This is a genomic window from Mesobacillus selenatarsenatis SF-1 (assembly GCF_000813125.1).
Lineage (GTDB): Bacteria > Bacillota > Bacilli > Bacillales > Cytobacillaceae > Mesobacillus > Mesobacillus selenatarsenatis.
On record NZ_BASE01000037.1, the window covers coordinates 17,306 to 39,077 of the forward strand.

At 43.0% G+C, this 21,772-nt stretch carries 15 protein-coding genes and 1 other annotated feature; of the genes, 8 read left to right on the forward strand and 7 right to left on the reverse strand.

What is annotated here, in order from left to right; translation table 11 throughout:
• The first annotated feature begins 197 nt into the window (after positions 1-197).
• Positions 198-995, forward strand: a complete 798-nt coding sequence (gene hisJ / locus TY49_RS08295; protein WP_041965445.1) for a histidinol-phosphatase HisJ — start codon at positions 198-200, stop codon at positions 993-995.
• A gap of 25 nt (positions 996-1,020) precedes the next feature.
• Here the strand turns inward: hisJ and refZ are convergent, their stop codons facing one another.
• Complete coding sequence (refZ, locus tag TY49_RS08300; RefSeq protein WP_041965446.1) at positions 1,021-1,656, reverse strand: forespore capture DNA-binding protein RefZ; 636 nt, start codon at positions 1,654-1,656, stop codon at positions 1,021-1,023.
• Between the two features lie 153 nt (positions 1,657-1,809).
• Here refZ and TY49_RS08305 point away from each other — a divergent pair, with 153 nt between their 5' ends.
• Positions 1,810-2,292: a free L-methionine (R)-S-oxide reductase MsrC gene (locus TY49_RS08305; protein WP_041965447.1), complete on the forward strand. Its 483-nt coding sequence runs from the start codon at positions 1,810-1,812 to the stop codon at positions 2,290-2,292.
• Positions 2,293-2,339: 47 nt separating this feature from the next.
• Here TY49_RS08305 and megL read toward each other — a convergent pair whose 3' ends face one another.
• Both megL and TY49_RS08315 read right to left on the reverse strand, forming a co-directional pair.
• Positions 2,340-3,551, reverse strand: coding sequence for a methionine gamma-lyase (megL, locus tag TY49_RS08310; protein WP_041965448.1), 1,212 nt, complete (start codon positions 3,549-3,551; stop codon positions 2,340-2,342).
• A gap of 341 nt (positions 3,552-3,892) precedes the next feature.
• Positions 3,893-5,785: a sensor domain-containing diguanylate cyclase gene (locus TY49_RS08315; protein WP_041965449.1), complete on the reverse strand. Its 1,893-nt coding sequence runs from the start codon at positions 5,783-5,785 to the stop codon at positions 3,893-3,895.
• Between the two features lie 454 nt (positions 5,786-6,239).
• On the opposite strand from TY49_RS08315, the gene rpsD reads away from it, so the two are divergent.
• Positions 6,240-6,842, forward strand: a complete 603-nt coding sequence (gene rpsD / locus TY49_RS08320) for a 30S ribosomal protein S4 (RefSeq protein ID WP_041965450.1) — start codon at positions 6,240-6,242, stop codon at positions 6,840-6,842.
• A gap of 355 nt (positions 6,843-7,197) precedes the next feature.
• On the opposite strand, the gene tyrS is transcribed toward rpsD, so the two are convergent.
• On the reverse strand, positions 7,198-8,457 hold the full coding sequence (gene tyrS, locus TY49_RS08325; protein WP_041965451.1) for a tyrosine--tRNA ligase: 1,260 nt from the start codon (positions 8,455-8,457) through the stop codon (positions 7,198-7,200).
• Between the two features lie 72 nt (positions 8,458-8,529).
• Positions 8,530-8,750: a binding site (T-box leader), on the reverse strand.
• 142 nt (positions 8,751-8,892) lie between these two features.
• On the opposite strand from tyrS, the gene TY49_RS08330 reads away from it, so the two are divergent.
• Positions 8,893-11,805, forward strand: a complete 2,913-nt coding sequence (locus TY49_RS08330; RefSeq protein WP_041965452.1) for a transglycosylase domain-containing protein — start codon at positions 8,893-8,895, stop codon at positions 11,803-11,805.
• Positions 11,806-11,913: 108 nt separating this feature from the next.
• On the opposite strand, the gene acsA is transcribed toward TY49_RS08330, so the two are convergent.
• A complete protein-coding gene (gene acsA / locus TY49_RS08335) occupies positions 11,914-13,632 on the reverse strand; it encodes an acetate--CoA ligase (RefSeq protein ID WP_041965453.1) in 1,719 nt (572 codons plus the stop codon).
• 287 nt (positions 13,633-13,919) lie between these two features.
• On the opposite strand from acsA, the gene TY49_RS08340 reads away from it, so the two are divergent.
• Genes TY49_RS08340 through TY49_RS08350 form a run of 3 tightly spaced genes read left to right on the forward strand, consistent with a single transcriptional unit; the run spans position 13,920 to position 16,400 of the window.
• Positions 13,920-14,552, forward strand: a complete 633-nt coding sequence (locus TY49_RS08340) for a GNAT family N-acetyltransferase (protein ID WP_041965454.1) — start codon at positions 13,920-13,922, stop codon at positions 14,550-14,552.
• 31 nt (positions 14,553-14,583) lie between these two features.
• Complete coding sequence (locus tag TY49_RS08345) at positions 14,584-15,231, forward strand: acetoin utilization AcuB family protein (protein WP_041965455.1); 648 nt, start codon at positions 14,584-14,586, stop codon at positions 15,229-15,231.
• A complete protein-coding gene (locus TY49_RS08350) occupies positions 15,228-16,400 on the forward strand; it encodes an acetoin utilization protein AcuC (protein ID WP_041965456.1) in 1,173 nt (390 codons plus the stop codon). Before TY49_RS08345 ends, TY49_RS08350 begins: the two co-directional genes overlap by 4 nt.
• Before the next feature lie 485 nt (positions 16,401-16,885).
• On the opposite strand, the gene ccpA is transcribed toward TY49_RS08350, so the two are convergent.
• Positions 16,886-17,884: a catabolite control protein A gene (gene ccpA, locus TY49_RS08355; protein ID WP_041965457.1), complete on the reverse strand. Its 999-nt coding sequence runs from the start codon at positions 17,882-17,884 to the stop codon at positions 16,886-16,888.
• A gap of 262 nt (positions 17,885-18,146) precedes the next feature.
• Positions 18,147-19,220 carry a bifunctional 3-deoxy-7-phosphoheptulonate synthase/chorismate mutase gene (locus TY49_RS08360; protein WP_041965459.1) on the reverse strand — a complete coding sequence of 358 codons (1,074 nt, stop codon included), beginning with the start codon at positions 19,218-19,220 and terminating at the stop codon, positions 18,147-18,149.
• Between the two features lie 378 nt (positions 19,221-19,598).
• Between TY49_RS08360 and TY49_RS08365 the strand changes: the two genes are divergently transcribed.
• Positions 19,599-21,752 (forward strand): cell division FtsA domain-containing protein, encoded by a 2,154-nt coding sequence (locus tag TY49_RS08365; RefSeq protein WP_439646157.1) that lies wholly within the window; start codon positions 19,599-19,601, stop codon positions 21,750-21,752.
• Positions 21,753-21,772 lie beyond the last annotated feature (20 nt).

Genomic DNA, 21,772 nt, shown 5'->3' on the forward strand with positions numbered 1-21,772 from the left:
CCCCCTGGCCTCACAAATTCCAAGTTCAGAATCCTTCTATATAAAATGAATTTATAAATGCGTGTATAATGTATTTATATTACCATGTAAACGACAATTATTGACTATAAAATTCATATTTTTTGTTGAAATTATCCGAATTAAGCCGATTTAACTTGAAATCTTGCATAATATATTACTTTAGGAGGCCTGAAACCATGAAAGATGGGCACGTACATACATCTTTTTGCCCGCATGGCACTAAAGATTCGATAGATGAATACATCGAGAGAGCGCTAAAGCTCGGCTATACAGAAATCACATTCGCTGAGCACGCCCCTTTACCGGAAGGATTCATCGATCCTACACCAATGAAGGATAGCGCAATGCGTTATGAAGATTTGGAGCCTTATTTTCAAGCTATCGAAGAAGCGAAGGTAAAGTACCGCGGGAAAATTAAAATCAATACTGGATTTGAGATTGATTTTATCGAAGGATACGAACTTCAGACTGCCAATTTCCTCAACGAGTTCGGTCCTCGTCTCGATGACGCCGTTCTATCCGTTCACTTTTTGAAAAACCTTTCAGGAAAATATGATTGTCTTGATTACAGTCCGGAAAACTTTGGAGAAATGGTGATAGAATATGGATCTGTGGAAACCATCCATCGCCATTACTATCAAACTGTATTGAAATCCATTCTTGCTGACTTGGGTCCATATAAGCCAAAAAGAATCGGGCATATGACCCTGGCGAATAAATTCCGCTTAAAGTACCCTATCGCACAAGAATGTACTGATGAGATCATTGAAATACTGGAGAATGTTTCGAAGCATGGCTATGAGCTGGATTATAACGGAGCTGGTACAGCAAAACCTTTATGCCGTGAGCCATATCCTCCAGACTGGGTAATAAGGGAAGCCAAAAAGCGTGGAATCAGACTGGTTTACGGATCAGATGCGCACCAGGCGAAAGAGCTTGGACAGGGACTAGAAAGAATGCTTATAAAAAAATAAGGAAACCGGCAGCTTTACCGGTTTCCTATATATTGATCAACATTTTCTCATGCAATTGCTGTTCTGTACAAAGGGTTCCTTTAATCCATTGTGAAATCTCATAGCTGAGCATATCGGCAAAGTATTTTTCATGAGGCTGCAAATGCAGGACCTCTGTGACATAATGGGTATTCAAAAACGGCATCGACAGCAGCCCTTTTAATTGTAAAATACTGAACTGGATGGAATGCTTTTTAAATTCTCCGTTCCCCATTCCAGCTTCAAGCACCTTTTTAAACATATAGCGTTCTTTCACATGATAGGTGGACATAATTTCCCTGACAACCTGCGAGTCTATTGTCATCTCTCTTAAAATAAACCTTGTCAATTGACTGTTTTGGCACTGGTATCTCAATACATTGTCAACCATTGCATTCAGACATAACTCCGCACCGTATTCCAGCAATGAAAAGCCTTTTTCCAATTCCTCCATATAGCTTTCAAAGAAAACAGTAAAACAATTTTCGAGGAGTCCATTTTTATTCCGGAAGTAGTATGAGATATTCGCTGCATTCACGTCTGCCCTTGCCGCAATATCCCTTACTGATGTCCCATTGAACCCCTTCGTATTGAATAAGTAGATGGCCGCATCAATAATCGCAGCTTTTGAATTTTTTCTCATTTCTCCGCCCCTCACTTTCCGCAATCAACCTTACTGTTTACCTTTCTGGAAATCATTAAAATTTCCTTTATAAAAAGCTCGACAAAGTCTCCATTGTTTCGCCTGTTTTTGATACAATATAGATTAAAACTTCGAGAATGAGGGGGAAAAACTGTGTTTAAAGTCGAAACATACAGCGACAGCCGTGAAAAAAATTACGATTTATTGATAAAGCAACTCAAAGCATTGGTGGAAGATGAGAAGAATGCGATTGCGAATTTTAGCAACTCTTCTGCTTTATTGAACCAATTTCTCGATCGCGTCAACTGGGTCGGCTTTTACCTGATGGAAGATGGCGAGCTTGTCCTCGGACCATTCCAGGGCCTTCCAGCCTGTGTAAGAATCCCGCTCGGCAAAGGAGTTTGTGGTACAGCCGCATCCAAGCAGGAAACAGTTAGAGTTGAAGATGTCCATGCCTTCCCGGGCCACATCGCATGTGATGCCGCGTCACAATCAGAAATCGTCGTTCCAATCGTCAAAGACGGAAACCTACTTGGCGTCCTTGATATCGATTCACCAGAAAAAAATCGCTTTGACGAATTAGACCAGCAAAAACTCGAGGAATTCGTTGAAATGCTGCTGCAGTATATCGACTGATATTGAAAAACCCTCCCATTCACGGGAGGGTTTTTGTAATGAATCACTTAAATCGATCCTGTTTCCATGGTACTTTCTTTCCTGACAGCCTCGAATGCTGCTTCAAGGTCATCTCTGATATCCTGCCATGCTTCCAGTCCTACTGAAAGCCTGAGCATGTTTTCTTTGATACCCATATTTTCTCTTGCTTCTTTTGGCACTACGGCATGAGTCATTGTCGCCGGGTGCTGGATCAATGTTTCTGCATCTCCAAGGCTAACCGCTATTTTAATTAGCTTTAACTTGTTGATGAACGCCTGAGCTTCCTTTTGGCCTCCCTTTATATTGAAGGAAATAAGACCGCCCGGCTTACGCATTTGTTTTTTCGCAATGGCGTAATCAGGATGCTTAGGGTCACCAGGGAAAATGACTTCTTCGACTGCAGGATGATCAGAAAGATATGCTGCCAATTTTTCAGCATTGTCACAATGGCGGTCCATCCTTACCGGCAATGTTTTCAAACCACGAAGCAATAACCATGCATCAAATGGTGAAATCACACCGCCAATGTCCTTTTGCGTTGTCATCGATATTTTAGTCATGATTTCCTTTGGTCCTACTGCTACGCCAGCAATGACATCACCATGTCCGCAAATATACTTCGTTGCACTGTGGATGACGAAATCACAGCCAAGTTCGAGCGGATTCTGGAGATAAGGCGAACTGAATGTATTATCAACAACTACCGGGATTCCTTTTTCCTTCGCTACGTCCGCGACCATTTCCAGGTCAACCAGTCTCATTGTTGGGTTGATCGGCGTTTCGATATAGATGACTCTTGTCTCTGGGGTAATGGCAGCCAATACTTCTTCTCTCGTCGACATCATTGAAAAATCATGGTTGATCTCATATTTTTCTTTCATGAGCTGCAGGAGTCCGAACGTACAGCCATACACGCCCTGTGAGCAAAGGATATGGTCGCCTGTGCGTGTCAGCGCTACTAATATCGCAGAGACAGCAGCCATCCCTGATCCAAATGCAAGGGCTTTTTCCCCTTTTTCAATCGTTGCCATCCGCTCCTCAAGCATCGCAACTGTAGGGTTTCCAAGACGTGAATAAATGAATCCTTCCTCTTCTCCGGCAAAGCGTCTTTCACCCTGCTCAGCAGTATCGAAAGTGAACGTACTAGTTTGAAATAACGGAGGCGCAAGGCTTCCCCTGAATTCGTCAGACTTATATCCAGAATGGATTACTTTTGTTTCGAATCTTTTCTCTCCCATTACGATTCCTCCTATATATTCTGTAAACGCTTACAATTTACCCCCATAATCAGGATATGACATTTACCCTGATATGGAAAGTGATTTCACTCACACCAACTTAAAAAGTACTTTGGTTTGTTAAACGAAAAAAGCACTCAATCTTGAGTGCTGGCAAGAAATGCGTAAGCGCCTTGGTCAGCCCCGACAAGCGCTGCCCGCCTAAAACGCCACATCGTGTGGCTGGCGGGTCTAGCACGTCCTGTGCCTCGGAGGGCCACCGGTGAAGTCGTTCTTTGACTTCATTGGGCGGATCCGAAGCGACTCGAGGGGCTAGGCGCTGGAGCTAGACAATTCACAAATTATACTTTATCGCTAAAGCAAGATTGTTCTTCATTCTGGACTACTACTTTATTTTTCCCTGAGCCCTTTGCTAAATAAAGAGCCTGGTCTGCCCTTTTGAACACGGTTTTGGTCGTGTCTTCCTGTCCCCTGATCCATGTGGATACCCCGCATGAAACCGTGACATTCGGGTCCGTATTTTTTTCAACTTTTTCTACTAGTCTGTTCGCAATCATAACACCAGTATCGAGAGGAGCCCCTGGCAAATAAATCGCCAGTTCCTCCCCGCCCCATCTGGCACCTATGTCAGTTCCGCGGATATTCTTCGCAATATGGCGGGCCAACTGGATGAGAACTTCATCTCCCACCTGATGACCGTACTGATCATTAACGCTTTTAAAATTATCAATATCAATCAATATAAAGGTTCCCTGCTGATCTTCAAGCATGGACAGATTCATTTTGTCATCCAGATACCCTCGGGAATAGAGCTTCGTCAAATGATCCGTCACAACCATTTTTTCCAGCTCTTCACGCAGCATTGAATTGGTAAAAGCTAAAGTTGAATGGTGGATAAGAGATTGGAGCAGTTTGAATGTATCAAACGCAAAGTGATACGGCTCCTCATGCATGACAAGCGCAAAACCCTTTAATTCCCCGCTCTGGATCATAGGGACACCCATAATCGAGTGGAAGTGTAAAGAGGCGTCGTCTCTATCAGAGGAGATATCTCCGATGAATAATGGTTCCATTTCCTGCTTGATTCGTTTGGCGATCCTCAATATATAGCTGGAAGCATCTTTTGAAAAGAAAAAGCTTGTGCTGCCTTGCAAGACTGAGTAATCATCATGGTCTTCATCAAGCATGATGAAACCGACTTCCTGAGCATTAAAAGATTTGATGATTTGTCCGCAGATAAACTTCATCGTATCTGTCAGTCGCAAGCTAGTATTCAACTGATGCGAGGTTTCATTGATTAACTGCAAATCGGCAATCAATTTCCTGGATTGCTCATATAGCTTGGCGTTTTCCAGCGCACTGCCGGCGGTATTGGCGAGCAACTTAATGAACTCAACTTCATTTTGCGGGAAAACAAGTGAGTTCGGGGCAATCACCTGCAAAACTCCGTAAACACCCTGTTTGCCTTTTAGAGGTGCATACATGATTGAATTTTTTTCTGTGACTGAGTCCTCGAACTGGATCTGCCCACTTACATATGACTGCATCGCAGTGAGATTATCACTATCGTATTCGAGGTCTTTTACAGGCAATCCACCATACCCCTTATGGTCATGGGACAACAGCAGATAATAGGTGAAAGAAGGATATACTTCCCTTAGTGTGGAAATGATTTCACCGAGCACGGCATCCATATCCATCGTCGAATGGAATTTTTTCGTCACCCTGAATAATTGCTTATATCTTTTTTCTTCTTCCATTGTATCCGCCAGGCTACGCGCCTTCTCAATAAATACATTGCACTCAAAAGAAAGCTTATTAAAGAACCCGTCTGATAACCGGGTTAGTGAACCACCGGTGAATTGAAAGCCAAACAGACCCTTTGGTTTTTCATTAGCGGCCAAGACAAGCAACAGTTCGTACTGAGGCATAGATTCTGGATATTTAATGAAAGAATAGGGCTTCTCAGCCAATTCACTTACCAGACAAGCAGGAAAAGAACCAATCACTTCGTCATTTGTCGATAAACGTGTTGTAGCCTCCAGGAGCATTCCCTGTTTCCATTCCAGGCAGCCATAAAAATCGATTTCATCAACTTTCAGGAGTTCTTTTAAAATAGCCATCATTTGCGAGAGAACTTCTGAGAAAGAAAAAGATAATCCGCCAGTGCTGATCAAATCAAAAAATCGGCTTTTCAGTTCTAATATAATCTCGCGTTCCAATAATTCTTCCATATATATCACCTGTTTTAAAATCACTTAACAGCGATTTGTAAGTAGCTGTTTGGACAGGCAGCAGCCTGATTAAACTAAAATGATTCATCACGTGGCAAGGTAATATCCAAATATTTGAAAAATATAACAATTACTAATTATTATACCATAGGCCTAGTAAAATAGTATGATATAAAGGACAAACTTTTTAGGGTTAGCTGACATATTAAAAGTACATTACCTTAAATATGACCTTGACTTTATAGCACCATAAATTATATAATACTCTTTGTGTAAAATATCGCAGCCTATGTGGTCTACATTATGTATGTATTTTGTTCCTCGAACCTTGTTTGATGGTGTATCTCGTAACCCGCTGCTGCTAGGGCGAAGGTACATGAAAACAAAATACCCATAAATGCTTAATCACAATCTGTTTTTATTTTACAAAATAAAAACTAAGGAGGAGTCATTCATGGCTCGTTATACCGGCCCAAGCTGGAAACTATCCCGCCGTCTTGGAATTTCACTAAGCGGTACAGGTAAAGAATTAGAGAAACGCCCTTACGCACCAGGTCCTCATGGTCCTAACCAGCGTAAAAAATTATCAGAATACGGATTACAATTACAAGAGAAGCAAAAGCTTCGCCACATGTACGGAGTTACTGAGCGCCAGTTCCGTAACTTGTTCGACAAGGCAAGCAAAATGCCTGGTAAGCACGGTGAGAACTTCATGATTCTTCTTGAAGCTCGTCTTGACAACGTTGTTTACCGCCTTGGTCTTGCTCGCACTCGTCGTGCAGCTCGTCAGTTAGTAAACCACGGTCACATCATGGTTGATGGCGCACGCGTAGATATCCCATCTTACCGCGTAGCTCCAGGACAAACAATCACACTTCGTGAAAAGTCACGCAACCTTGATGTTGTTAAAGAAGCAATCGAAGTTAATAACTTTGTACCTGACTTCTTGACTTTCGATGCAGACAAGCTAGAAGGAACTTTCACTCGTATGCCTGAGCGTTCTGAACTTCCAGCTGAAATCAACGAAGCTCTTATCGTTGAATTCTACTCTCGTTAATAGAGTGCTTAATAAAACCCCGGCCGTTTTGGCTGGGGTTTTTGTTTTGGCTAAAACTGTTTTAGCCGAAAACCTGGATATCTGCAAGAAACAATGCTGACAACAAGACCGTTTATCCAGTTACTAGATGCTCTTTTTGAGTAAAAATATACATATCGCGGAATTATGAAAGATTTTCGCGGAATAACTGGTGAATTTCGCGGAATTCGATTCTAGTTTCGCGGAATTACACCAAATTTTCGCGGAATTGTTTAATTGCAGGGTTAAACTAAAGTCAAAAACAATTCCAGCAACACATTTTTATAGCCAGGATAAATAAAAACAGCCTTCCCGGACCGGGAAAGCTGTTTTTTCATTAGTATTTAATCATAAAGTACTTCTTTTTTCCGCGGCGGACGATCGTGAACTGTCCGTCAATCTTGTCTGCATCGCTAAGGACATGAGCTGTATCGGTGACGCGCTCTCCATTCAGGGAGACTGCACCGTTCGATACATCTTCACGCGCCTGGCGCTTGGATGGTGAGATTTTCGCTGCCACCAGCAAGTCGACTAATCCTTGCTCTTCTTCCCCTTCCACTGTAAATGAAGGAACATCTTTGAATCCTTGCTTGATTTCATCAGCGCTCAGGTTTTTAATGTCGCCGCTGAAAAGTGCTGCTGAAATCCTGATTGCCTGCTGAAGTGATTCTTCGCCATGAATCATGCGTGTCATTTCTTCTGCAAGGGCTTTTTGAGCCTTGCGAAGATGTGGCTCTTCCTCAACCGCTTTTTCCAGCGCTTCGATTTCTTCTTTTTCTAAGAAAGTGAAGAATTTCAAGTACTTCACGACATCAGCATCAGCTGTGTTGATCCAGAACTGGTAGAACTCGTATGGTGACGTTTTTTCTGGATCAAGCCATACAGCACCGCTTTCTGACTTTCCGAATTTTGTTCCGTCTGCTTTCGTTACAAGCGGTATTGTCAGACCGAAAGCCTTGGAGCCTTCAGCAGACATTTTACGGATCAATTCAAGACCGGTCGTAATATTACCCCACTGATCGCTTCCGCCGATCTGCATTTTGCAGCCATGTTTTTCGTATAAGTGGTAGAAGTCCATCGCCTGCAGGATGGTGTATGTGAATTCTGTAAATGATATACCCGTTTCAAGCCTTGAAGCGATTGTATCCTTTGCCAGCATGTAATTGACGCCAACATGCTTTCCGAAGTCACGCAGGAATGTAACGACATCCATGGACCCTGCCCAATCGTAGTTATTGACCATCATAGCGCCATTGGCACCTTCAATATCAAAAATTTGACCAAGCTGCTTCTTGATGCCTTCTACATTTAGCTGAACTTGCTCAAGTGTCTGCAGTTTACGTTCCTCACTCTTTCCGCTTGGATCGCCAATCAAGCCGGTCGCTCCTCCGACTAGAACAATCGGACGATGCCCAGCATTCTGGAAACGGCGCAGAGTCAGGAACGGAAGAAGGTGACCGATATGCATGCTGTCCGCTGTTGGATCGACACCGCAGTAAAGAGAGATTTTCTCCTTAGAAAGCAGATCCTTAATTCCCTCTTCATCTGTTTGCTGGTAAATAATCCCGCGCCATTCGAGATCTTTTAATAATTCCATCTTTTCTTCCTCCATTCGAATATATATTTCGCAACCGGGTTTTAGCCAAATAAAAAACGCCCCTGCAATAAATGCAGGGGCGCTGTATGCGCGGTACCACCCGGCTTGAAAACAAAATAAAAAATGTCTTCCACTCAATAAAATAACGGTTAAACCGTCCGCGGCTACTGATGAATCTGTTCACTGCGGCGCTCGGGGAGGTAATTCATCCTTCTGTTTGTACCGGCTCACAGCGGCCGCCGGCTTTCTGGAACATTGACAGAAGCACTACTAATTCCCTTCACAGCTTTTTACTATAAAGTTAATAAAGCATTTTTACCATAAAGCAATCCTTGTTGTCAAATTCGACATAAATTTTCAGAAAAATTCACATTAACATCTATTCGACAGCCTGTTTATGCTATAATGTATGTGATTTTAGGGGGAATGATATGAATGCATGAGGGAAAACAGGCTTGGAAAGAGAAGCTTAAATCCTTTGGTGCTTTTTTTACGAATAAAAAGACCGTAAAAGGAGCCCGGATTACTTATTCGGTTGTCTGGAACATGCTGTTGTTATTGATCATTGTATTGGTTCTCGGTGGGGGATTCGCCGCCGGTACAGGTGCCGGGTACTTCGCTTCCCTTGTCAAAGATGAACAAATCCGACCTTATGAGAATATGAGGAAAGATATCTACAACTATGAAGAAACATCGGATTTATATTTTGATAACGATGTTTATCTTGGCAAGCTCCGGACGGATTTATACCGTGAGGAAGTAAAGCTTGACGATATGTCGAAGCATTTAGTAAATGCAGTAGTCGCAACAGAAGATGAGTACTTTTATGAGCATGATGGTGTCGTTCCAAAAGCAATCATGCGTGCACTTTTCCAGGAGGTCACAAACTCAGCGACATCCTCCGGAGGCAGTACACTGACACAGCAGCTCATTAAGAACCAGATCCTGACGAATGAAATTTCATTCGAACGTAAGGCGAAAGAAATTCTTCTCGCTCTTCGTCTCGAGAAATTTTTTGATAAAAAGGAAATCCTTGAAGCCTATTTGAATGTCGCTACCTTTGGCCGAAACGCGAATGGCAGCAACGTTGCCGGTGTCCAAGCCGCAGCAAAAGGAATTTTTGGAAAAGACGCGAAGGATTTGACCTTGCCGCAAGCCGCATTTATTGCCGGCCTACCGCAGAGCCCGTTCGGTTATACACCGTTCAGCAGCGATCACGGCAAACTAAAGGACCCGGCAGGACTTGAGCCAGGCCTGTCCAGATACAAGACAGTCGTTACAAGAATGCATGGAGCTGGTTTCATTTCCGATGAAGAGTTCAAGGAAGCGATCAACTACGATATCACAAAGGATTTTGTAAAAGAAGTCCCTAGTGATAATACGGTTGAGCAATATCCTTTCCTTACATTTGAAATAGAGAAGCGATCCGTTACAATCCTTGCAGAGATTCTTGCTGAACGTGATGGCTATGAACTAGAAGACTTGAAAAAAGACGAAAAATTGATGGCAGAATACCATGCCCTTGCAGACCGTGACCTCCGCCAGAATGGCTATAAGATTTACACGACCATCAATAAAGAAATTTATGAAAAACACCAGGAAACAGCAAACAAATATCCGTATTATGGAAGCAACAAACCGCAGGAAGTTCCTGATCCAGATGACCCAAGCAAGACGATAACGATTTCGGAACAAGTAGAAATTGGTGCAGTGTTGATTGAGAACAAGACTGGTAAAATGATCAGTTTTGTCGGCGGGCGTGACTTTGACATTCAGCAAAGAAATCACGCTACCGATTCACCTAGACAAAACGGTTCTACGATGAAACCGCTGCTCGTTTATGCTCCTGCAATGGAGCTAGGGAAATTGCATCCTGGTTCTGTTCTTCCAGATGTCCAGGTATTTTTGAATGGTCCTGGCAAAGCTTGGCCAAATAACTATGATATGCGATACAGCGGCTTGACTTCAGCGAGACACGCATTGACAAAGTCTTATAACGTCCCTGCTGTTCTTGCCTACAAGAGTATCCTCAACCAGAGGCCAGCGACCTTCCTGGATAAAATGGGATTCTCTAATCTGCATAAGGATGACTATGAAAACCCATCAACATCGATTGGATCATTGTCCGGTGGTGTCACTGTTGAAGAGAACACCAATGCATTCGGTACATTCGCAAATGGCGGGAAATTCATTGATGCTTATATGATTGAAAAGATTGTTGATAAGAATGGAAACGTAGTTTTCCAGCATAAATCAGAACCGGTAGATGTTTTCAGTCCGCAGACATCATATCTTACAATCGATATGATGCGTGATGTTATTAATCGCGGAACTGCAACTGCTGTAAAAAGCAGACTGAAGTTTGGGTCTGACTGGGCAGGTAAAACAGGTACTGGACACGATTTTTATGATTCCTGGTTTGTAGCTACAAATCCAAATGTATCCTTCGGGGTATGGCTTGGGTATGATCACAACAAACCATTGGAAAGGCGATATAAAGGACTTTCATACGGCCAACGCACCCAATACATCTGGGCAGACTTGATGAACGATGCTTATGACGTTGCTCCTCAGCTAGTTGATCCAGAAGAGCGCTTCAAGATGCCTGGCGGAATTGTCAAACGATCATACTGTGCTGTATCTGGTTTGCTTCCTTCAAGTGCTTGCTCCAAAGCAGGACTTGTTGAATCAGATTACTTTATTGCAAAGTATGCTCCATCAAAGGTTGATGACAGCCTAGTTGAGAACAAGTTCGTAACCGTCGGTGACAAGCGCTATATAGCACTTGATTCAACTCCGGCTGAATTCACGGACACAGGCGTGATCCTGAATCCAGAATATATGGAAAGCATCATTGGCCATAAAATCAGAGATCCACAGCAGCTTATCCCTAAAAAGGATGCCTGGAACAAAATTCTCGTTGCGGATGATAAGCTTAGTGAGAATGGCAAAACACCTGCAGCACTCGGAATCAAGCTTTCAGGAAAAACAATTACCTGGAGCAAACACCCTGAAAATGATATTGTCGGCTATCGAATCTATAACAACAAGAAGAAAGTCGGCAGCATTAAAGCAGGGGCAGATTTAGTTTTCAATGCTGGAGACGGCTCATTCTATGTCACAGCTGTCGATATCGCTGGAAAAGAATCAGCACCATCTAATATCATTGAAATTGGTAAAAAGCCGGAGCCTAAGGATCCTCCAGCCGATCCAAAACCAAAAGACCCGCCTCCAACTGATCCTAAACCGAAGGATCCTCCTAAGCCTCCGCCACCACCACCTCCTGGAGATGGAGATGGAGACGGTGAAGGTGAAGGTGACGGGAATGGAAATGGTAACGGAAACTAGTAATAGGATATAAGTAGAAACACCGCATCTTGTTAGATGCGGTGTTTCTTTTTCCTGTAAATATATAAGAGCGTGAATTCCAACTTCACGCTCTTCTGTACGATTCTATTAATCTTCCATTGTAGAAAGGTCGCCAGTTGGGAGGTCAAGTTCCCAAGCTTTCAATACACGGCGCATGATCTTACCGCTTCGTGTTTTCGGCAGTTTATCGCGGAATTCAATTTCACGAGGAGCAGCATGTGCAGCAAGGCCTCTTTTAACGAATTGGCGAATTTCTTCAATCAATTCGTCGGACTGCTCATAACCGTCACGCAATGCGATGAACGCCTTGATGATTTCTCCGCGGACTGGGTCTGGCTTGCCAATGACTCCAGCTTCAGCAACTGCAGGGTGTTCAACCAGCTTGCTTTCTACTTCAAACGGTCCGACACGCTCACCGGAAGTCATGATGACATCATCAATCCGTCCCTGGAACCAGAAGTATCCATCTTCATCCATATACGCTGAGTCACCGGAAACGTACCAGTCACCTGGCATGAAGTAAGACTCATACTTTTGAGGGTTGTTCCAGATGGTATGCATCATCGATGGCCAGCCCTTTTGAATTGCTAAATTGCCCATTCTGTATGGCGGCAATTCGTTGCCCTGGTCATCAACAATCGCAGCCTTCACGCCTGGGATTGGTTTACCCATTGATCCAGGCTTGATTTCCATGCTTGGATAGTTACAGATTAATTGTGCACCCGTCTCAGTCATCCACCAGGTATCATGGATGCGTAGATTGAACACTTTCATTCCCCATCTTACTACTTCTGGGTTCAGCGGTTCACCGACACTCAGGATATGACGAAGACAGCTAAGATCGAACTTCTTCACTACCTCATCCCCCGCTCCCATCAGCATCCTGAAGGCTGTAGGGGCACTGTACCAAACAGTCACTCCGTATTCTTCAATCATCTTATACCATGTCTCCGGATTGAAACGTCCGCCGATGATTACATTGGACGTTCCTGCAAGCCATGGACCGAAAATTCCGTATGAAGTTCCTGTTACCCAGCCTGGATCCGCTGTGCACCAGTACACATCTTCTTCTTTAAGGTCAAGTACCCATTTGGCTGTCTGATAATGCTGGATCATCGCATTATGGACATGGAGAACGCCTTTAGGTTTTCCAGTTGAACCGGAAGTGTAATGTAAAATAAGGCCATCTGTACGGTCAACCCATTCGATATCAAGCTTCTTGCTGGCTTCAGATAGCTTTTGCTTGAAATCAACATACTTATCGTTTTCCTCAATATTGTCACCAACAAGAAGAATATGCTTCAAATCAGGAAGCTCATCGACAGGAACACGTTCAAGAAGCTCAGGTGTCGTCACCAATACCTTTGCCCCACTGTCCTCCAGTCTGTCACGGACAGCACCTTCCATGAATGCTTCAAATAATGGACCTACAATCGCGCCTAGCTTGACCGCCCCGAGAACAGCAAAATACAGTTCTGGAGAACGAGGCATGAAGATAAACACGCGGTCCCCTTTTTCCACATCAGCATAAGTTTTAAAGACATTCCCAGCTTTATTTGAAAGCTCCTTCATCTCTTTAAAAGTATATTTTTCCTTGCGCACCCCATCCTGGTAATAAAGCGCAATTTTATTTTTCCTGAATCCTTCTGCATGGCGATCAATTGCTTCATATGCCATATTGACCCTGCCTGTTTCAGACCAGGAAAACTCTTTCTCCGCTTCGCTCCAATCAAATTGGCCATGAAGCTCTTGATAATTTTTTAAGTTATGATCCCCTTGTGTAACTGGTAGCGCTTCCACTTTCATGTATCCATCCCCCTTGGCTTTATATTTAAAATACATTATAGTATAAAAATTCGATTTTCTCAATTTTTAAAATATTAGCAGAAAATAAAGTGATGATTAAGATTTTCTTTGGGGTATGTAAGTATTGAAAGTACGCACCGCTATACGGCGGAGCATACCAATAATAATGCGGATTTTCTTTTAAAAAATTAATATTTAAATACAGAAAATTTTGTGAAAGCGCTTTTATCTGTTAGATTTTATGTATAATAGAATTATCGTTTGAATTGTTGACGGGTGGTGACTGAATGGAACATAAAAAGACTTATAACGCAAAAGAATTGAAAACTCCTCATGGCCGTTTAATCATTGAAGGCCCGATTTCTCCTGAAAAACTTGCAAGCTATGAATTCCATGAAGATTTAGTGGCGTTCCGTCCCCCTGCCCAGCAGCACAAGGCATTGGTTGAGATTGCCGGTCTGCCGGAGGGACGTATCATCGTAGCGCGCTCAGGCCATATGATTGTCGGTTATGTTACTTACCTTTATCCAGACCCGCTTGAAAGATGGTCAGAAGGAAAAATGGAAGATTTAATAGAACTTGGTGCAATCGAAGTCATTCCTGAATTCCGCGGCAGCCGAGTCGGCAAGAATTTGCTGATGGTTTCCATGATGGATGACGCGATGGAAGATTATATCATTATCACGACTGAATACTACTGGCATTGGGACCTAAAAGGAACCGGCTTGAATGTTTGGGAATACCGAAAAGTCATGGAAAAAATGATGAATGCCGGTGGTCTAACCTGGTACGCGACAGATGATCCCGAAATCAGTTCCCATCCAGCAAACTGTTTGATGGCGCGAATTGGCAAAAGAATTGCGCCGGAATCAATCCAGCAGTTTGATCAGCTGCGGTTTATGAACCGTTTTATGTATTGATGATACCTCATCATTCAAGGAGGAAGGAACCATGATCGTCGAGGAAATTATGAAAAAGGATGTAACGACACTTTTTCCTGAAAATACAATTGCGGATGCAATCAAGCTAATGGCAGATAAGAAGATTCGCCATATCCCAATAGTGAATAAGGACAATAGTGTGATCGGACTGGTATCCGACAGGGACATCAAGGATGCTGCCCCTTCTGTGTTCCATTGGGATGAGCATAAGGGTGAACTCGAGAACCCAGTCAAATCGATTATGACAACTAATGTGATCACTGGGCACCCTCTAGATTTTGTCGAGGAAATTTCGGCCATTTTTTATGAACATAATATCAGCTGCCTGCCAATCACCAAGGATAAAAAGCTGGTAGGTATCGTCACTGAAACAGACCTTCTCCACACACTCGTTGAGCTTACAGGCGCACATCAGCCTGGCTCGCAAATTGAAGTAAAAGTACCAAACAAAGCAGGAATGCTTTGTGAAATTGCTTCTGTTATCAGTATTAGAAAAGCCAATATCCAGAGTGTGCTCGTATACCCTGACCAAAAGGATGAACGTTATAAAATCCTCGTTGTAAGGATCCAGACGATGAATCCAATCGCTGTGATCGAGGACTTGAAAAAGGCCGGACATCATGTACTCTGGCCGAACCTCCCGGGAGTTTCATCATGAGCGATCGCTCTGTATTCGTCTTTTCCGAAGAGCTGCTGAATTACCGTTTCAGCAGCCATCATCCTTTCAACCAGATGCGGTTGAAACTTACGCTGGATTTGCTGCGTAAAATTGGCGCAATTGATGAGGAACATATTGTTGCGCCAAGGATGGCAACGGATGAGGAACTTCACCTCGTTCATGACCCCAATTTTGTAAACGCTGTTAAGCTTGCTGGCCAGGGAAAGCTTAAGGGTGACTCAGCGGAAGGATACGGATTGGGAACGGAAGATACACCGATTTTTGCAAATATGCATGAAGCAAGCGCTTTGCTTGTCGGGGGCACCCTCACAGCAGTGGATTATGTCATGACCGGTAAAGCCAACCACGCACTTCATCTGGGCGGAGGCCTGCATCACGGCTTCCGGGGAAAAGCGTCGGGCTTCTGTATTTATAATGACAGTTCAGTAGCAATAAAATATCTGCAGGAAAAATACAATGCCCGGGTACTATATGTCGATACCGATGCCCACCATGGCGATGGCGTACAATGGTCATTTTATGATGACCCTAATGTATGCACTCTATCGATTCATGAAACGGGACGTTATCTTTTCCCGGGTACAGGAAATGTGAATGAGCGAGGCCAGGGCAAAGGCTATGGATATTCTTTCAATATTCCTGTCGATGCCTTCACAGAGGATGAATCATGGCTGGATGCCTATAGGAATGCTCTGATGGAAGTTGCCGAGTTCTTTAAACCAGACGTGATTCTTACGCAAAATGGAGCAGATGCTCATTATCTTGATCCATTGACCCATTTATCGTCTACGATGAAGATTTATCGGGAAATACCAAAGCTGGCACACGAAGTTGCCCATAAATATTGCGGCGGCAAATGGATTGCTGTTGGCGGCGGAGGCTATGATATTTGGCGTGTTGTGCCAAGAGCCTGGTCACTGATCTGGCTTGAAATGATTGAAAACTCAAACTGTTATGGCAGTTTGCCGCACGAGTGGATAGAAGAATGGAAGGATCAAGCGCCTGTAGAATTGCCACAGGAGTGGGACGATCCTGAAGATTTATATCCGCCCATCCCGCGCAAACCGGAAATTACCGAAAAGAATGCCCAGACAGTGGAGAAAGCCTTGTATCCAATCCGTTCAAATAAGAAATCCGAAACTGTGTAAGTTAGAAACCGGGAGCACTATGGCCCGGTTTTTTCTTTGTTTTTTTTATGTATAGGATGACAGGAAAAGATAGTCCGAAGCGATATTTATGAGTTGGTCGAATTAATTAGGGATTTGGTCGAAATAATTGAAAAAGTGGTCAAATTAATTTGATATGTGGTCGAATTAATCGAAAATGTGGTCGAATTAATTTGATATGTGGTCGAATTAATTGAAAAAGTAATCGAATTAACAAAATTTGTGATTGAAATAATTGTAGGAAGTGCTCGATACAATAAATTCGTGGCCATATTAACAGAAAAAATGGCTGGAATTGCATTAGATGCTATAATATCTGAAACTATGGTGGGTACTTTTCAATATAACGGTCAATTTCACTCTTCAAACTCAGTCAATTGTCTCGTTGATTGCAGTCTTAACAGCTTTTACCTGCCTTCACTTCTCTATAAAAAAGCCGCTTGCATCAACTGCAAACGGCTTCTCAATTATTTCGTAGATTTTCTGTTCTCAATTCTGTGTGGCAGTACAACGATATTCTCATCCACGTTTTCTTTGTTCATATATTTCGTCAATAAGCGCATGGCAACTGCACCGATATCGTATAGAGGCTGGACAATTGTTGTAAGCTGCGGACGTACCATAAGAGTAAGTCTTGTATTGTCGGAACTGATTACTTCGAAGTCATCAGGCACGCTGTATCCGCGGTCAAATGCACCATGGATTACGCCAAGTGCCATCTCATCCGATCCGACCAGGATTGCTGTTGGCTTCGTATCAAGCTCAAGGATTCTTTCAATAGCCTCGAGACCTGAATCATACGTATAGTCCCCTTCAACAACAAGCTCTTCGTTATATTCAATTCCGGCATCTTTTAATGCACGCTTATAGCCTTCAAGCTTTTTATCCTTGTTGATTGGCTCCAGCTGTGGTCCAATAACGAATGCGATTTTCTTGTGGCCTTTCTCAACAAAAGTAGAAACAGCATCGAATGTTGCCTGCTCATAATCAATATTGACTGATGGAATTTCACCAGATTCCTCAATCGAGCCTGCAAGGACGATTGGTACCGGTGACTTCTTGAATTCCCCAACATGCTCGGCTTTAATATTGCCGCCCATGAAAACAATTCCGTCTACTTGTTTGCCAAGCATTGTATTTAACAGGTGCAGTTCTTTTTCAATATTTTGGTCTGAGTTGCTCAGGATAATATTGTATTTGTACATCGTGGCAATATCTTCAATTCCCCTTGCCAGCTCAGCAAAGAACGGACTAGCGATATCGGGAATAATGACTCCGACAGTCGTCGTCTTTTTGCTTGCCAGCCCTCGGGCAACAGCATTCGGACGGTAGCCAAGACGGTCAATGACCTCCATGACTTTCTTCCTCGTAGCTGGCTTTACATTCGGATTTCCGTTAACAACACGTGAAACCGTTGCCATTGAAACGTTTGCTTCCCGTGCAACATCATATATTGTAATATTCATCTATTTCACTCCTTCAGGTAATAAACGGCGCTTTTCAGTTAGTTTACAGCAAAAATTGCCACAATAATCATTTTTTAAGTTTGTGATTATATGTACAAGCATAATTATGTTATTAATCATACGACATCCTTATCAATCCCGCAATCTGAACAACTTAATTTATTTATTTTTATCAGAATTTCTGTTAAAATCACTTCTTTTTAAGTTACCCTTAAATGCTCCATAAAAAAACCTTCCTGATAAAAGGAAGGTTTCAAGAACTTTATACTCTCACAAATGGAGTGTTTTTTAATCCTTCTAAAAACTCATCGAACTGCTTAAGGTCCATCTGCTGGGCATTGTCGGATAAAGCTATCGCTGGATCTGGATGAACCTCAGCCATGACTCCATCTGCTCCAATTGCAAGTGCAGCTTTGGCCGCTGGAAGCAACAAGTCTCTTCTGCCAGTAGAGTGGGTAACATCAACCATGACTGGCAAATGTGTTTCCTTTTTCAAAATTGGCACTGCAGAGATATCAAGTGTATTCCGTGTAGCTCTTTCGTACGTCCGGATTCCACGCTCACATAGAATGATCTGGCCATTGCCCTGTGACATGATATATTCAGCCGCATTGATAAACTCTTCGATTGTGGCGGCAAGTCCACGTTTTAGTAAAATAGGTTTATTCACAGCTCCTGCAGCTTTTAGAAGCTCGAAGTTTTGCATGTTGCGGGCGCCGATTTGGATCACATCAAGGTAATCGACAGCGATTTCGATATCTGCAGGTGTGACAATTTCACTAATGACAGCGAGATCATATTCATCTGCGACTCTCTTTAAAATCTTAAGTCCTTCTATCCCTAGACCTTGGAAGTCATAAGGTGAAGTCCGCGGCTTGAAAGCTCCGCCGCGCAGCAGCTTGAAGCCCTTGGCTTTAACTGCTTCAGCCACAGTCGCCACTTGTTCATATGACTCAACTGAACATGGACCGAAAACAAAGTCCGGTGTACCATCGCCGATTTTTAAGCCCTTAATATCAATGATTGTATCCTCAGGCTTTTTCTTCCTGGAGACGAGAAGAGCTTTGCGGTGGTCATCCGATTGAAGCTCAAGGCCTGCCTTGAAAACTTCCTTGAAAATATGTTCTATTGTTGAATTCTCAAAAGGACCGTTATTTTTTTCCTTGATCAAATCAAGCATTTCTCTCTCGCGCACAGGGTCATAACGGTAGACACCCTGAGTTTCTTTTGCACGGCCAATTTCCTGGACGAGCAGGGCTCTTTCATTAATTAATGATAGAAGCTCTAAATTCAATTCATCCACACGATTTCTAAGCTGGTCAAGATTTTTACTCATTTTCTGTCCCGTCCTTTCGGAATTCATTTTAGTCCTAACCCTAAGACTTTTCAAACAAAGAGACACCCATTACTTTACTGCACGCTGGAAATGCGTATAACTGATCTTTTTTAAATCACCAGAATTTCTGATGGTGCAATTTTTATAAAATCAGCTTTCTGCGGCTCCGAACCTAAAGCAATGTCACTTTAAAGCCGATAATAGAATAGAAGCCAGATGTAATAAAATGCAGCTAATGTGCTATGAATTAAGCTGTATAATATGATAAAGGTAATTATATCTGAAAAAATATTGATTGTCACGTAAAAATTCTTTAATAATTAAACGCTTTTAAGTGATAAAGCATCGTATGAGATCTTAAGTTAGAGGGTGCATGAATTGCATGTGAATAATAAACTGTTTGCGTTAGATATAGGAACCAGATCTGTTGTGGGAATCATCCTGGAAGAATCTGATGGACATTATGAAGCCGTCGACATCATTGTCCGTGAACACAAGGAAAGGTCGATGCTGGATGGCCAAATCCATGATGTTTTGTCAGTATCCGAAATCATCACTGAAATTAAAGAGGCACTGGAAGTTTCACATGGCCCCTTAACAAAGGTCTGTGTTGCTGCAGCTGGCCGTGCACTGAAAACTGAACAATCAAAAGCTGTAGTCGATATTTCCGGCAAGCCGATGTTTTCAAAGCAGGACATCCTCCACCTTGAATTAAGTGCAGTCCAGCTGGCACAAGCTGCTGTTGCTGGTGCAAAACACAATGATCATCACTATTATTGTGTCGGATACTCAGTACTTTATTACCAGCTTGATGGAGAAGGAATCGGCAGCCTGATTGACCAGCGAGGAAATGAAGCCTCTGTGGAAATCATTGCAACCTTCCTGCCAAAAGTTGTCGTTGAATCACTGCTATCTGCTTTGGACCGGGCTGGTCTTGAGATGGACGCTCTTACTCTTGAACCGATTGCTGCAATCAATGTGTTGATTCCTGCGTCTATGAGGAGATTGAATGTCGCTCTTGTTGATATAGGCGCAGGGACATCCGATATCGCTCTCACTGACTCCGGTACGGTAATTGCCTATGGAATGGTACCAGTAGCGGGGGATGAAATCACTGAAGCAGTTAGTGATGAGTTTTTGCTGGACTTCCCTCTTGCTGAAAAAGCAAAGCGGGACCTGCATGACAATCAGTCAATCTCAATCACAGACATACTTGGCTTTGAAACAGTGGTCAGCAAGGATGAAGCTGTAGAACGTATCGCCCCTGCAATAGACCGTTTGGCAGAAACAATCGGAGAAGAAATTCTCAGGCTGAATGGCAATAAATCCCCTAAAGCAGTGATGCTTGTCGGAGGAGGAAGCCTTACACCTGATTTACCCAGGAGGCTAGCCGCCAAATTGAATCTGCCGGAAAACAGGGTCGCCATCCGTGGACTCGATGCAATCAATTCCGTGTCATTTGCAGATCATATAACGAAAGGTCCTGAACTTGTGACGCCAATCGGTATTGCCATTGCAGCCAAACAATCTCCTGTCCAATACCACACAGTTCATGTGAACGGCCAGCCGGTAAGGCTGTTCGAAGTCAACAAATTGACCGTTGGCGATTGTCTGCTGGCTGCTGGGATTAAAATGAATAAGCTTTACGGCAGACCGGGTCTTGCTATGATTGTCAGCCTGAATGGCAAAAATGTGACCATACCCGGTAAGCATGGACAGCAACCCGTATTATTGAAAAATGGTTTACCTTGCTCATTCGATGATCAGGTAGATGGAGGAGATAAATTAACTGTCCAAAAAGGAGAGGATGGGGTCAGACCAGAGCTAACACTTGGTGACTTGATTGGTGAACTTCCTTCCAAGACCGTCGTTATCAACGGTAAAAGATATGAAGTTAGCGCAGGTTTGACCTGCAACCGTCTTCCTGCTTCGATGTCCCAACCTGTCACAGACAGAGACGAGATTGTTTTTGACATAGCCGACACTGTTGAAGTCGTTCTAAAGGAGCTTAAACTCGCAGAATTACTCAATGATACTCGCCCATTTTTTATAAAAATTGACGGTGTTGAACACAAAATCACAGAGTTCACGGGAAAGATTTATGTAAACGGTCTGGCAGCAAAATTGCAAAATAAAATTGACCATCTTGATGACATCCGTTTTGAAAAAGGTACGGAATCTACACTTAGAAGACTGGTAGAAATACTGGGGATGCCTGTTACTGAATCAATGCCGATCTTTTTCAACGGCCAGCAAATTCAACTTCAACAGGAATTAATTCAATTCACCCGAGATAGAAGTAAGCTTGGAATGGACGAACGCATACATAGCGGGGATCATCTATCCACAAAGCAAAAGGATGTCCAGCCGTTTATCTTTCAGGACTTATTCAACTTTGCACAGGTTGAAATCCCTAAAGACAGCCGCGGATTCACCCTGTTGAAAAACGGAGAAAAAGCAGCGTTTGACGATCGTCTTGCGCCCGGTGATGAGCTTAATATTATCTTTGAAAACCCAATAAGTCTAAAGTAAAAAAACATCCTGTTTGGATG